The 12,663-nt window shown below is 43.4% G+C and carries 14 protein-coding genes; 12 read left to right on the forward strand and 2 right to left on the reverse strand.

From position 1 onward, the window contains the following. The first annotated feature begins 4 nt into the window (after positions 1 to 4). The gene (gene adiA / locus P2E05_RS01555) at positions 5 to 2,281 is read left to right on the forward strand and encodes an arginine decarboxylase (protein WP_163860555.1); all 2,277 of its coding nucleotides are present in this window, start codon (positions 5 to 7) and stop codon (positions 2,279 to 2,281) included. Positions 2,282 to 2,409: 128 nt separating this feature from the next. Here adiA and P2E05_RS01560 read toward each other — a convergent pair whose 3' ends face one another. Beyond that, positions 2,410 to 4,347: an ABC transporter ATP-binding protein gene (locus P2E05_RS01560; protein ID WP_163860556.1), complete on the reverse strand. Its 1,938-nt coding sequence runs from the start codon at positions 4,345 to 4,347 to the stop codon at positions 2,410 to 2,412. Between the two features lie 300 nt (positions 4,348 to 4,647). Here P2E05_RS01560 and kefG point away from each other — a divergent pair, with 300 nt between their 5' ends. From kefG to slyD, 4 genes are all read left to right on the forward strand, one after another. After that, the gene (gene kefG, locus P2E05_RS01565) at positions 4,648 to 5,202 is read left to right on the forward strand and encodes a glutathione-regulated potassium-efflux system ancillary protein KefG (RefSeq protein WP_154623257.1); all 555 of its coding nucleotides are present in this window, start codon (positions 4,648 to 4,650) and stop codon (positions 5,200 to 5,202) included. Further along, positions 5,202 to 7,007 (forward strand): glutathione-regulated potassium-efflux system protein KefB, encoded by a 1,806-nt coding sequence (kefB, locus tag P2E05_RS01570; RefSeq protein ID WP_154623258.1) that lies wholly within the window; start codon positions 5,202 to 5,204, stop codon positions 7,005 to 7,007. The genes kefG and kefB overlap by 1 nt, the downstream gene beginning before the upstream one ends. A gap of 11 nt (positions 7,008 to 7,018) precedes the next feature. Next, the gene (locus tag P2E05_RS01575) at positions 7,019 to 7,222 is read left to right on the forward strand and encodes a YheV family putative zinc ribbon protein (RefSeq protein WP_154623259.1); all 204 of its coding nucleotides are present in this window, start codon (positions 7,019 to 7,021) and stop codon (positions 7,220 to 7,222) included. Positions 7,223 to 7,309: 87 nt separating this feature from the next. After that, positions 7,310 to 7,918, forward strand: a complete 609-nt coding sequence (gene slyD / locus P2E05_RS01580; protein WP_154623260.1) for a peptidylprolyl isomerase — start codon at positions 7,310 to 7,312, stop codon at positions 7,916 to 7,918. A gap of 65 nt (positions 7,919 to 7,983) precedes the next feature. On the opposite strand, the gene P2E05_RS01585 is transcribed toward slyD, so the two are convergent. Next, complete coding sequence (locus tag P2E05_RS01585) at positions 7,984 to 8,205, reverse strand: SlyX family protein (protein ID WP_154623261.1); 222 nt, start codon at positions 8,203 to 8,205, stop codon at positions 7,984 to 7,986. Between the two features lie 209 nt (positions 8,206 to 8,414). Here P2E05_RS01585 and fkpA point away from each other — a divergent pair, with 209 nt between their 5' ends. The 7 genes from fkpA to rpsG all read left to right on the forward strand — a co-directional run bounded on the left by fkpA (position 8,415) and on the right by rpsG (position 12,663). Then, the gene (gene fkpA / locus P2E05_RS01590; RefSeq protein ID WP_154623262.1) at positions 8,415 to 9,167 is read left to right on the forward strand and encodes an FKBP-type peptidyl-prolyl cis-trans isomerase; all 753 of its coding nucleotides are present in this window, start codon (positions 8,415 to 8,417) and stop codon (positions 9,165 to 9,167) included. Positions 9,168 to 9,700: 533 nt separating this feature from the next. Next, positions 9,701 to 10,405 (forward strand): helix-turn-helix transcriptional regulator, encoded by a 705-nt coding sequence (locus P2E05_RS01595; protein ID WP_154624187.1) that lies wholly within the window; start codon positions 9,701 to 9,703, stop codon positions 10,403 to 10,405. Next, positions 10,402 to 10,803 (forward strand): sulfurtransferase complex subunit TusD, encoded by a 402-nt coding sequence (tusD, locus tag P2E05_RS01600; RefSeq protein ID WP_154624188.1) that lies wholly within the window; start codon positions 10,402 to 10,404, stop codon positions 10,801 to 10,803. The genes P2E05_RS01595 and tusD overlap by 4 nt, the downstream gene beginning before the upstream one ends. A gap of 111 nt (positions 10,804 to 10,914) precedes the next feature. Then, on the forward strand, positions 10,915 to 11,274 hold the full coding sequence (gene tusC / locus P2E05_RS01605; RefSeq protein WP_154624189.1) for a sulfurtransferase complex subunit TusC: 360 nt from the start codon (positions 10,915 to 10,917) through the stop codon (positions 11,272 to 11,274). 20 nt (positions 11,275 to 11,294) lie between these two features. After that, on the forward strand, positions 11,295 to 11,582 hold the full coding sequence (tusB, locus tag P2E05_RS01610) for a sulfurtransferase complex subunit TusB (protein ID WP_154624190.1): 288 nt from the start codon (positions 11,295 to 11,297) through the stop codon (positions 11,580 to 11,582). A gap of 137 nt (positions 11,583 to 11,719) precedes the next feature. After that, on the forward strand, positions 11,720 to 12,094 hold the full coding sequence (rpsL, locus tag P2E05_RS01615) for a 30S ribosomal protein S12 (protein WP_163860560.1): 375 nt from the start codon (positions 11,720 to 11,722) through the stop codon (positions 12,092 to 12,094). Positions 12,095 to 12,192: 98 nt separating this feature from the next. Continuing rightward, positions 12,193 to 12,663, forward strand: a complete 471-nt coding sequence (gene rpsG, locus P2E05_RS01620; protein ID WP_004262486.1) for a 30S ribosomal protein S7 — start codon at positions 12,193 to 12,195, stop codon at positions 12,661 to 12,663.

Here is a 12,663-nt window from a genome sequence, read left to right on the forward strand (position 1 = left end):
ATTAATGAGGGCATTAATTGTTTATACGGAGCTAACGGATGACGACTCCGTCATTAGCCATGCAGTAGCAAGACTTGCCAGTGAACTCAATGATGAACATGTCGAAACAGTCATCATTCGCGACTTTGAAGACGGCCTCGCTTATATCCGCTCAAATACCAGTATTGATTGCTTATTGTACGGTCGAGATATGTCTGACCGTGATGAACAGGTTCAAGCGCATCGCTTAATTACCCAATTACATCGTAGGCAAGAAGATGTTCCCGTCTTCTTGCTCAGTGATCGTGAAGAAGCGCTGGTTGCTTTTGATCGTAATATGATGGAGCAAGTTGATGAATTTGCTTGGATTTTAGAAGATTCAGCCGACTTCATTGCAGGCCGAGTACTGGCGGCTATTCAACGCTATCGCTCTCAATTGCTCCCACCGTTAATGAAAAGCCTAATCAAGTACAGCGATGTGCATGAATACTCATGGGCAGCGCCGGGTCACCAAGGCGGTGTAGGGTTTACCAAAACGCCAGCAGGGCGTATTTATCATGATTTTTTTGGGGAAAATCTTTTCCGTACAGATATCGGAATAGAGCGCGTGGCTGTCGGATCGTTACTTGACCATACAGGGGCATTCGGCGAGTGTGAAAAGAATGCAGCTCGCGTGTTTGGTGCTGACCAGTCTTATTCTGTGGTTGTGGGCACCTCCGGCTCTAACCGAACAATTATGCAAGCCTGTATGACGGATGAAGATGTCGTGGTGATTGACCGTAATTGTCATAAATCTATTGAGCAAGGATTAATATTAACGGGGGCGAAACCCGTCTATATGATCCCGAGTCGCAATCGTTATGGCATTATTGGGCCAATTTATCCCAAAGAAATGACGCCAGATGCGATTAAATTTAAAATCGCGCATAACCCGCTTACGAAGGCGAAAGTTAAACAGAAACCGGCTTATAGTGTTGTGACCAATTGTACATATGATGGCGTTTGTTATAACGCACGTAAGGTACAAGACTTGCTGGACGGCTCTTTAGACCGTATTCATTTTGACGAAGCTTGGTATGGCTATGCGCGTTTTAACCCTATTTATCGTGACCATTTTGCAATGCGTGATGAAGAAAGAACAGAAAACCAGCCCACTATTTTTGCCACGCATTCTACGCATAAGTTACTGAATGCCTTATCACAAGCCTCTTTTATTCACGTACGTAATGGTCGTAACGCGATTGATTTTAATCGTTTCAATCAAGCCTATTTAATGCACTCAACCACCTCACCGCTATACGCGATTTGTGCATCCAATGATATCGCCGCGGATATGATGGATGGTAATAGCGGGCGGTCACTGACCGATGAGGTGATCCGTGAATCTATCGATTTTAGGCAGTCTTTGGCTTATTTGTATAAAGAATTTATCAATGATGGGGAATGGTTCTTTAAGCCTTGGAATCAGGAAATGGTGAAAGACCCTGCCACGGGTAAACGATATGCCTTTGAAGATGCCCCTGTTGAACTACTCATGAAAGAGCAAAGCTGTTGGGTCATGCATCCAGAGGATAAATGGCACGGCTTTAATGATATTCCTGATAATTGGGCCATGTTAGACCCTATTAAAGTGAGTATTCTCTCTCCTGGGATGGGGGATGATGGTAACTTATTGGATACAGGGGTGCCTGCTGCACTGGTGACCGCGTGGCTCAATCATTATGGCATTGTGCCGACACGCACTACTGACTTTCAAATCATGTTTCTCTTTTCGATGGGGATCACCAAAGGGAAGTGGGGAACATTAGTGAATACCCTGCTTTCCTTTAAGCGTCACTATGATAGTAATACCGCGTTGAAAAAGGTGCTCCCTGAGGTTGTGCAGTCTGCCCCTGAAATTTATGGTGAAATGGGGTTACGTGACCTAGGGGATAATATGTTTGCTTATTTACAGAAAAATAACCCAGGCGGATTACTCAATCAGGCGTATTCGCATTTACCTCAGGTGATGATGAGCCCGCGAGATGCTTATCAAGAAATTGTGGCGAATCGTGTTGAAGCGGTTCCGGTTGATCAATTAGTCGGTAGAGTGGCCGCTAACTCGATTATTCCTTATCCACCCGGTATCCCAATGCTTTTATCGGGGGAAAACTTTGGTGATGAAAATAGCCCCCATATTCGTTATTTACAAGGTTTACAGGCATGGGATAGTGCGTTCCCAGGTTTTGAGCATGAAACTGAAGGCACGGAAGTGATTGATGGCCGATATCATGTGATGTGTGTGACAGCACGAGAGCAATAAGTGAAATAGGGGAGCGCGAATATTAACGCGCTATCTTTAGAGAACCGAGGGAACAACGAGGTGAATGTCTGTTTATTCAACATCTATTTGTTCCCACTACGGTTCTTTGGAAGCGATAAATCAATCGGTTACGCGTTGGATTCGAATTCAGTGGTCATGGCTTCGAGCTGCTCTTGCAGTTCCATCCATGCCATTTCCACCTCTTCTAACGCATTTTTTTGCTCGGTTTGGCTTTTCAAACATTCTGATAGCTCATTCTTGCGAGCCTGCTCATAGATGGAGGCATCAGAAAGCATCGCTTCCAGTTCGGCTAAGGCGCTAGCGTGCTTCTCCATTTTCTTTTCCAACTCCACCAACTTTTTACGAATAGGTTGAGTCTGCTGGCGAAACTCGGCTTCGCGGCGTTTTTGATCTTTTCTATCTTGCGCAGTGACTGTAGTTGTGTTCGCTGGGCGTTCTTTTTCTTGTTGATCGCGAGCCTGCTGTAACTCCATTTTATTTTGTTCGGCTAGCCATTGTTGGTAATCCTCTAAATCACCATCAAAAGGTTCAACCAAACCATCATGCACTAAATATAAGTCATCGGTTGTGGAACGTAATAAGTGCCTATCATGAGATACCACAACCAAGGCCCCTTCGAAATCAATCAATGCTTCTGTCAGCGCTTGACGCATATCTAAATCTAGGTGGTTCGTGGGCTCATCAAGCAGTAACAAATTAGGTCGTTGCCAAACAATTAAGGCGAGTACCAAACGGGCTTTTTCGCCGCCAGAAAAACGGCCACTTGGGTCAGTCACTTGATCCCCTTTAAAACCAAACCCACCTAAATAATCACGTAATTGCTGCTCGGTTTCTTGTGGTGCCAGTCTTGCGAGATGTTGCAAAGGGGATTCGTCAGCATGCAAATACTCTAACTGATGCTGCGCGAAATAGCCTAATTTTATACCTTTAGCTAACGAAACAGTGCCTTGTAATGGCTGTAAGTCTCCAGCAAGTAGTTTAATCAGTGTCGATTTACCCGCACCGTTGCGGCCTAACAAACCAATACGCGAACCGGGAACCAGATTCAATTTAATCGATTTTAAGATGATGGTATCACCATAACCGGCACTGACTTTTTCCATTTTCAGTAATGGATTTGGCAAGCTTTCAGGCTTACGGAAGGAAAAATGAAAGGGATTGTCGACATGGGCCGGTGCCACCATTTCCATCCGCTCTAACATTTTAATACGGCTTTGAGCTTGTTTCGCTTTGGTTGCCTGTGCCCTAAAGCGATCGATATAGCTTTGTAGGTGGGCTGCTTTAGCTTGCTGACTCTCATATAAAGATTGTTGCTGAGCCAGTTTGGTGGCGCGTTGCCGTTCAAAGGAAGAATAGTTGCCGGTATATTCGAACATACTTTCTTGCTCAATATGCAATACTTTATCAATGATCGGATCGAGGAAATCTCGGTCATGAGAAATTAATATTAATGTGCCAGGATAGCTTTTCAGCCATTTCTCTAACCAGATGACGGCATCTAAATCAAGGTGGTTCGTTGGTTCATCCAGTAATAATAAATCAGAACGGCATAGCAATGCTTGCGCAAGGTTAAGGCGCATGCGCCAGCCACCTGAAAATGATTTTACTGGTTCTTGTAATTGGTGTTGATTGAAACCAAGGCCATGTAACAGACTTGCAGCGCGTGAACGGATACTCCAAGCATTAATTGCATCAAGTTGACCATGTAAGGCGGCTATTTTATGGCCATCATTCTTTTCATTGGCCAATTGCAGTTGTTGTTCGAGAGTACGAAATTCGCGATCACCATCTATCACATACTCAAGTGCAGGCTGATCGAGGGCGGGGGTTTCTTGGTTAACCCAAGCGAGCGCCCATGTATTTGGGAAGGTAGCCGAACCTGCTTCTGCTTGTAATTCGCCTTTTAGCAATGCAAGCAGGGTTGATTTTCCACAGCCGTTTTTACCCACTAACCCAACTTTTTGACCTGGGTTGATTGTCGCGGTGGCATTGTCCAGCAAAACGCGAACGCCACGGCGAATTTGTAATGAAGAGAAAACAATCATAGATGCCGTCAGTTGAAAATATGTTAAATTATACGCGTCATACTTCAAGTTGCAGCGCGTGTTGTCAAGGCATGCTAGCTAGTTTATCCACACTAGTTACCTAGCTCTCTAGGTGCCTAGCGATTCATTCACTTGCTGCCTCGCTGCAATTCGAATTATTAAGAGTATATACAGTGAATACCCTAGAATTTTCAGCTGGTATACGACCATACGAAAATGTGTAGGTGTAAAATAAAAGCGATATCCAAGCTGCATGGTAACGGAAAATTATCCGTCTGACACGCCTTTGAGGAGGGAAAGATGTCAAATAAGCTGAAAGTATTAGTGCTCTACGCACATCCTGACCCTGAAGAATCCGTCGCCAATAAAGCTTTGCTCGAAGCCGTCAAAGATTTAGACCATGTGACTGTACATGATCTGTATGCGACTTATCCGGACTATTTTATTGATGTGACCGCAGAGCAAAAACTGCTATGCCAATATGACGTCATTGTCTTTCAGCATCCCCTCTATACCTATAGTTGCCCAGCGTTATTAAAAGAGTGGTTTGATAGAGTATTAACGCGACGTTTTGCGACAGATATGGGGTATCAAAAATTAAAAGGGAAATATTGGCGCTCAGTCATTACCACGGGAGAGCCTCAGGAAGCCTATCAATATGGAGGCTATAATCGTTATCCCTTAAACGACATTTTACGTCCTTTCGAACTGACAGCGGCAATGTGTGACATGCAATGGTTAGAACCCAACATTATTTATGCTGCGCGTAGGCAAGATAAACACCATTTACAGCAGATCATCTCAGGGTACCGTGAGTGGTTACAACAACCATTACAAACAGGGGGCCTCTCTTAATGGGACAACTCGATATCTTTGAAGCTGTCATCGTGTTCCTGTGTGCTGGGGTCGTCATGGTGCCCATCGCCCAAAAAATTCGTTTAGGTGCGGTGCTGGGGTATCTATTAGCGGGTATCATGATTGGACCGTTTGTCTTTGGTTTCATTCATAACGTTGACGATATTCTCCATTTTTCGGAAATGGGCGTTGTATTTTTGATGTTTTTAATTGGCTTAGAACTGAAGCCATCGAAACTCTGGGAGTTACGTCGTTCCATTTTTGGCGTTGGGACAGCACAAGTTGTCGTCACGGCCGCAATCATGGCGGGATTACTTTTTTTAGCAAAATTCTCTTGGCAAGCTGCGGTTGTTGGCGGGCTAGGTATGGCAATGTCATCAACCGCAATGGCTTTGCAGCTCATGAATGAAAAGGGCATGTCCAATAAAGAGAGCGGGCAGTTAGGGTTCTCGGTATTGTTATTCCAAGATATGGCCGTGATCCCAATAATGGCATTAATCCCATTATTGGCTGGTGATACCGCGAGCAGTGATTGGTATCGTATTGGCTTGAAGGTTGCTGCATTTGCAGGCCTTTGGGTGGTGGGACGTTACTTATTACGCCCGATGTTCCGTCTGGCGGCAAAATCAGGTGTCCATGAGATTTTTACCGCGGCAGCACTGTTGGTTGTGCTTGGTTCTGCGCTTATTATGGAAAGCCTCGGCTTCTCCATGGCACTCGGAACTTTTATGGCAGGAGTGATGCTCGCTGAAACAGAATTTCGCCATGAGTTAGAAATTAATATTGAGCCATTTAAAGGTTTATTGCTGGGACTCTTTTTTATCTCAGTGGGCATGTCGCTAAATTTACAAATACTCTGGTCATATCTTCCACAAGTTTTATTCGGTGTTCTGGTCTTAGTCTCGGTGAAGGCTCTAGTGCTGTACACCCTCAGTTGGATAGCGCGATTACGCAATGGCGCTAGAGCGCAATTTTCTGGCGTATTAAGCCAAGGTGGTGAGTTTGCGTTTGTTATTTTTGCGACGGCATCGGGTGCCAGTGTGATTGATGAAAGGCAGATGGATTTACTGCTAGTGGTCGTCACGTTATCGATGATGACGACACCACTTGTGATGCAATTGATCGATGCCTATTTGAATTATCGTTATAATCGCCAGCCTGTTTCCCATGAAAAACCATTCGTTGAAGACAATGATCCCCATGTGATTTTAGTTGGCTTTGGGCGCATGGGCCAAGTTGTTGGTCGCTTACTAATGGCTAATAAAGTGAAAATTACGGTTCTTGAGCAGGATGTCACGGCAATTAGCACCATGCGTCGTTATGGTTATACCGTTTATTATGGTGATGCGCGTGAGCTACAACTATTGCGTTCAGCGGGAGCCGAGAAAGCGAAAGCGATTGTCATTACGAGTGACGTTCCTGAAGAGGTGATGGAAATCGTGCAATTATGTCAAGAAAACTTTCCAAACCTACATATTATTGCTCGAGCAAAAGGGCGCGTTGAGGCGCATGAATTATTGCAGCGTGGCGTCACCGATTTTAGTCGTGAAACCTTTTCCAGCGCATTAGAGTTGGGGAGTAAAGCACTCATTAGTACAGGCATGCACCCGCATAAAGCCTATCGCGCCAAACAGCATTTTCGACGATTGGATATGCGAGTATTACGGGAGATAATCCCAGAAAATGAAGGTGATAGCGGCCAAATTTCCCGTGTTAAAGAAGCGCGCCGAGAGTTAAATGAGTTGTTCGAAAAAGAGATGCTAAGAGAACATCGCCAGCCACATAGCTGGAATCATGATAAATAAAGGATAGATTAATGTCGTCAACACGTAAGCGGTTTATTGCAGGGGCAATCTGCCCTAAATGTCAATCACAAGACACCCTCATGATGTGGCGTGAAGATCAAATTGATGTTGTTGAGTGCGTTAATTGTGGGGATCAGCAGCGCCAAGTTGATGATAGTGCGACTCCTCATGTGAGAAAACAAGAGCAAGTGATCGGAATTTTTACGCCTGAATAAGAGAATTTTGTCAATTCTCAATACAGCTGTTTTGTTTTCCGGTACAATTAGCAAAATTTTTCCCCTCTATGGGTTGTAGGAGATGTCATGAAAGTAGCAAACGATTTGGTAGTCAGCTTGGCTTATCAAGTAAGAACAGAAGACGGTGTTTTAGTTGATGAGTCCCCGGCAAATGCGCCACTCGACTATCTACATGGCCGTGGTTCTTTAATTTCTGGTCTGGAAAAAGCGTTGGAAGGTCGTGCTGTAGGTGATCACTTTGATGTTGAAGTCGCCTCTGATGACGCATACGGTCAATACGACGAAAACTTAGTTCAACGTGTTCCAAAAGATGTGTTCATGGGCGTTGAAGAACTGCAAGTTGGTATGCGCTTCTTGGCAGATACAGATATGGGACCGGTGCCAGTTGAAATTACCGGTATTGAAGGTGATGAAGTCATCGTCGATGGTAACCACATGTTAGCGGGTCAAAACTTGAAATTTAATGTTGAGATCATCGCGATTCGTGAAGCCACCGAAGAAGAATTGGCTCATGGTCATGTTCACGGTGCAAATGGCCACGATCACGACCATGAAGGTGGTTGCTGTGGCGGCGGTCATGGTCACGACCATAGCCATGGTGATGCTGGCGGTTGTTGTGGTGGCGGTGAAGGTCACGGCCATGGCCACAAACACGGCGGTTGTGGTTGCCACTAAGTGGTTAAATAACAAAAAAAGGAAAGCGCTGGCTTTCCTTTTTTGCGTCTGAAGTTGATAACGAATTAGTAATGTGGAGGAGGTGTCTCTTCTTCTGGCCTTGCGAGGTGAGAGGATTGAGATGATTTTAATCGCTCTGCCACAATACGTATGTGCTCTTGTAACTTGGACAACTGCATTTGTTGGTCGGTAATCACTTGGTTAAGTTGTTCTATCGTAATTTCTTGAAAAGCCACTTTGCTTTCTAAAAGCTCAAGGCGTTGTTCAAAAGCGTCAAATGAATCCATTTTGGAGCCCCTTATGGCTTTTTATCATAAAAAAGCCATCATAATAACTGAACATTACAAATCAATAGATAAGTTTTAGTTAAAGAGATAGGCGATGAAACCTCTTTTTGTTAATGTTGTCTAAGTAGTCATTCTGTTGCTTACTATTCTACACTGAATTTTAATAAGTGAGTAACAACGCATACTTATAATAGATATCGGAGATTAGGATGAAATCACTGTTTAAGGCAAGTCTTCTGGCAACGACATTAGCATTGGCTTTTGGAGCCCCTCAAGTTATGGCGGCTGAGACCACTGCTAAAGCGCCAACAAGTAGCGCATTTAAATCAGCCGAAGAGCGTAATGCCTATGCATTAGGCGCGTCTTTGGGCCGCTATATGCAAAACTCATTGGAAGAGCAAAAAGCGATTGGTATCAATCTAGACAAAGCTCAGTTGCTTGCTGGTGTTCAAGATGCCTTCAACAACAAAAGTAAAATGACGGATGCAGAAGTTGAAGAGACGCTACGCCAGTTTGAAGGCCAAGTTAAACAAGCGGCTGAGAAAAAAATGAAAGATGAGTCAGCTGCGAATGAAAAAGCAGGTGCTGAGTATCGTGAAAAATACGCGAAAGAAAAAGGCGTAGTGAAAACTAAGTCAGGCCTACTGTACAAAATTGAAAAAGAAGGTACAGGTGCTAAACCTAAAGCAGATGATACCGTTGTCGTTCACTATAAAGGTATGCTGACGGATGGTACTGAATTTGATAGCTCATATTCACGTAATGAGCCTCTGACCATCCCACTGAATTCAGTGATTAAAGGTTGGACAGAAGGTCTGGTTAATGTGAAGAAAGGCGGCAAAATCCAGCTCGTGATCCCAGCGGAACTGGCATACGGTGAAAATGGTGTTCCAGGAATTCCTGCTAACTCCACACTGGTATTTGATGTTGAACTATTAGACATCAAGCCAGAAGCAAAATAATAATTGTTAAGTTGTCATAAAAAACCCAGCGATGTCTGGGTTTTTTACGTTAAGGCGTGATCAACTTATTTTCTTCAAAAAAAGAGTTAAGCAAAATATAATAATTAATTTATTGATAACTCTTATATATTTAAGAAAAGGGACCCATAAGCTTATTTGGCATTAGTTGATGGATTATGTGTTAAAAATAATGCTTATTTTGCTGAAAACTTGTGATAAGACAAACTCTCTTGCATGCAATTGCTTGACGGCGGCGCCTCGTAGTTTTAACTTCACTGTATTCGACCTAATTATTTATCGCCACATTTGCTGACCAAACATATGCAATGAAGCTATACACTAAATAATTCGAGGTGCAGCAGGGCGGCAAGTGAATGACTCGCTAGGCATATAGGAAACTATACAACTAGTGCGATTGAACGTCGCCAGCAATGTCGCAACTTGAAATATGACGAGTATAAAAGCCTCCAACAATTAACGCTTCATGAGTCAGTAAGGCGATTTTTCGTACACTTGAAGGATGGTGTTTAAAAATGTCTAACTCAGTACTTTCAAATGATCATAATGATATTAATTTATTAAATAATGAGCCTTTTACTCAGACTGATCATGAAATTCTAAAATCGTACGAAGCTGCCGTAGATGGCTTAGCTATGTTGATAGGTGCACATTGTGAAATCGTTCTTCACTCTCTGGAAGATTTAAAATGTTCAGCCGTCAGAATAGCCAACGGGCAACATACTGGACGTCAAATTGGTTCACCCATTACGGATCTTGCATTGCGTATGCTTCACGATATGGCGGATGAAGAATCAAATGTTTCAAAAGCCTATTTTACGAAAGCGAAAAGTGGTGACCTGATGAAATCGGTTACGATTGCCATTCGTAACCGCAATCAACGCGTGATAGGCCTTTTGTGCATTAATATGAATTTAGATGTGCCATTTTCAGAGATTATTAAAAGCTTTGTGCCTGAAGAAAAACAAGATGTGACTTCAGATGTTAACTTTGCCTCTTCCGTCGACGATTTGGTGGCTCAGACATTAGAATTTACGATTGAAGAGGTGGGGGCCGATCGTAATGTGTCGAACAATGCGAAAAATAAACAAGTTGTACTTAATCTGTATGAAAAAGGTATTTTTGATATTAAAGATGCCATTAACCAGGTGGCTGACCGCTTAAATATCTCTAAACATACCGTGTATCTCTATATTCGCCAGTTTAAGAGTGGGGAATGAGTAAACAATCTCTCACATACTGCTTGCTAGTTACTGGACCCGCTTATGGTACACAGCAAGCAGCCAGTGCTTACCAATTTGCGAATGCACTTCTTGAGGAAGGGCATTGCTTAAAAACGCTCTTTTTTTACAGTGAAGGTGTGACGAATGCGAATGCGCTAACGTCACCTGCCAATGATGAATTCAATTTAGTGAAAGCATGGCAGCAATTAGCGATAAAATCGGGTTGTGAAATGCATGTTTGTGTTTCTGCCGCGTTGCGCCGCGGGGTAGTGGATAAAGAACAGGCAGAGCTCTTATCACTTGCCGTTAGCAATTTAGGAGAGGGTTTTATGATGAGTGGGCTCGGAAGTTTAGCTGAGGCGATGATAACAGCGGATAGAACCATTCGTTTTTAAAACCAATTTATTATGCGATTCACCCCCCTTCATCATGGCGACCTGAGTAAACTCAAACTCAGCCGGTTGTGGGGGGCGGTTTAGCAACGCTTTGCATCATTTAGTGGATATATGAAAAAGTTTGCCTTTGTTTTTACCTCCATGCCTCACGGAAATGCAAGTGGTCGAGAAGGGCTAGATGCGCTACTTGCCACATCGGCACTCACTGAAGATATTGATGTTTTTTTCCTTTCAGATGGTGTCTGCCAGTTACTTGCTAATCAAAATCCAAAAGAAATTTTAGCGAGAGACTATATTTCCACGTTTAAAATTTTGCCACTTTACGATATCAATAATATTTTCGTGTGTGCGGATTCACTAAAAGAAAGAGGGATTTGCGAAAATAGTGAGTGGATCGTTGAGGTAAATGTCATCAATTCGACACAAATTCGCGATAAATTATCCGAATATGATGTTGTGCTTAAATTTTGATCTGTTGTAGGATCTTTTCTATGCTTTATACTATAGCAAAGTCACCTTTTCACTGTGATCTCACCGCGTTTCTACGACTGATCACGCCGGATGATGCGGTATTATTGTTACAAGATGGCGTTATTGCTGCCATTCATCAATCCACTCATCTTTGTGAACTGCAAAAAAAAGGTGCACAAATCTATGCGTTAGATGCAGATGTCAATGCTCGAGGTTTGCAGAATATGCTATCAGAACAGGTCTCTTTAGCTTCATATCGCGATTTTGTTCAGCTAACTGTGAGCCATAAACAACATTTTGCCCTATAAAAGCGTTAAAAGTTGTATATTTCTTGACACCTGAGCCAGTCAGCAATAAAATTTCGCGTCCTCGTGTATCGTCATGTTGGCGAACGAGGTCGAAATCCGTGTTTACGAAGCAAAAAAAACCAGGAGCTTTTTTAATAATGGCAACTATTAATCAGCTGGTACGCAAATCACGTAGCTCGAAAGTTGTTAAAAGCAACGTTCCAGCACTGGAAGCTTGCCCGCAAAAACGTGGCGTATGTACTCGTGTATATACTACCACTCCTAAAAAACCAAACTCAGCACTACGTAAAGTGTGCCGTGTTCGTTTAACTAACGGTTATGAAGTTTCTTCCTACATCGGTGGTGAAGGCCACAACTTGCAGGAACACTCCGTAATCCTGATCCGTGGCGGTCGTGTTAAAGACTTGCCAGGTGTGCGTTATCACACCGTTCGCGGTGCACTGGACTGTTCTGGTGTTAAAGACCGTAAACAAGGCCGTTCTAAATACGGTGCTAAGAAACCTAAGGCTTAATGGTTCTCCGTTAAGTAAGGCCAAACATTTTTAATCTTAATGTCAAAATACTCTAATAGAGTTTTGGGCAAACCTGAATTAACAACGGAGTAATATCCATGCCACGTCGTCGCGTAATTGGTCAACGTAAAATTCTTCCAGATCCTAAGTTCGGATCAGAATTACTGGCCAAATTTGTGAACATCCTGATGGTAGACGGGAAAAAATCTACTGCTGAAGCAATCGTATATAACGCGCTTGAGACCCTGGCTCAGCGTTCTGGTAAGACTGAACTTGATGCATTCGAACTCGCACTGGATAACGTGCGTCCGACTGTGGAAGTTAAATCCCGCCGTGTTGGTGGTTCTACTTACCAAGTTCCTGTAGAAGTTCGTCCGGTTCGTCGTAATGCTCTGGCAATGCGTTGGATCGTTGATGCTGCTCGTAAACGCGGTGATAAGTCAATGGCTCTGCGCCTGGCAAACGAATTATCGGATGCAGCTGAGAACAAAGGTTCTGCTGTTAAGAAACGTGAAGACGTTCACCGTATGGCAGAAGCTAACAAGGCGTTCGCTCACTACCGCTGGTAA

The sequence above is a fragment of the Providencia stuartii genome, from assembly GCF_029277985.1.
GTDB lineage: Bacteria > Pseudomonadota > Gammaproteobacteria > Enterobacterales > Enterobacteriaceae > Providencia > Providencia zhejiangensis.

Bases quoted from the DNA above. Each gene is read 5' to 3' on its own strand.
- adiA (WP_163860555.1), top strand. From the start codon at position 5: ATGAGGGCATTAATTGTTTATACGGAGCTAACGGATGACGACTCCGTC.
- P2E05_RS01560 (WP_163860556.1), bottom strand. From the start codon at position 4,347: ATGATTGTTTTCTCTTCATTACAAATTCGCCGTGGCGTTCGCGTTTTG.
- kefG (WP_154623257.1), top strand. From the start codon at position 4,648: ATGTCAAATAAGCTGAAAGTATTAGTGCTCTACGCACATCCTGACCCT.
- kefB (WP_154623258.1), top strand. From the start codon at position 5,202: ATGGGACAACTCGATATCTTTGAAGCTGTCATCGTGTTCCTGTGTGCT.
- P2E05_RS01575 (WP_154623259.1), top strand. From the start codon at position 7,019: ATGTCGTCAACACGTAAGCGGTTTATTGCAGGGGCAATCTGCCCTAAA.
- slyD (WP_154623260.1), top strand. From the start codon at position 7,310: ATGAAAGTAGCAAACGATTTGGTAGTCAGCTTGGCTTATCAAGTAAGA.
- P2E05_RS01585 (WP_154623261.1), bottom strand. From the start codon at position 8,205: ATGGATTCATTTGACGCTTTTGAACAACGCCTTGAGCTTTTAGAAAGC.
- fkpA (WP_154623262.1), top strand. From the start codon at position 8,415: ATGAAATCACTGTTTAAGGCAAGTCTTCTGGCAACGACATTAGCATTG.
- P2E05_RS01595 (WP_154624187.1), top strand. From the start codon at position 9,701: ATGTCTAACTCAGTACTTTCAAATGATCATAATGATATTAATTTATTA.
- tusD (WP_154624188.1), top strand. From the start codon at position 10,402: ATGAGTAAACAATCTCTCACATACTGCTTGCTAGTTACTGGACCCGCT.
- tusC (WP_154624189.1), top strand. From the start codon at position 10,915: ATGAAAAAGTTTGCCTTTGTTTTTACCTCCATGCCTCACGGAAATGCA.
- tusB (WP_154624190.1), top strand. From the start codon at position 11,295: ATGCTTTATACTATAGCAAAGTCACCTTTTCACTGTGATCTCACCGCG.
- rpsL (WP_163860560.1), top strand. From the start codon at position 11,720: ATGGCAACTATTAATCAGCTGGTACGCAAATCACGTAGCTCGAAAGTT.
- rpsG (WP_004262486.1), top strand. From the start codon at position 12,193: ATGCCACGTCGTCGCGTAATTGGTCAACGTAAAATTCTTCCAGATCCT.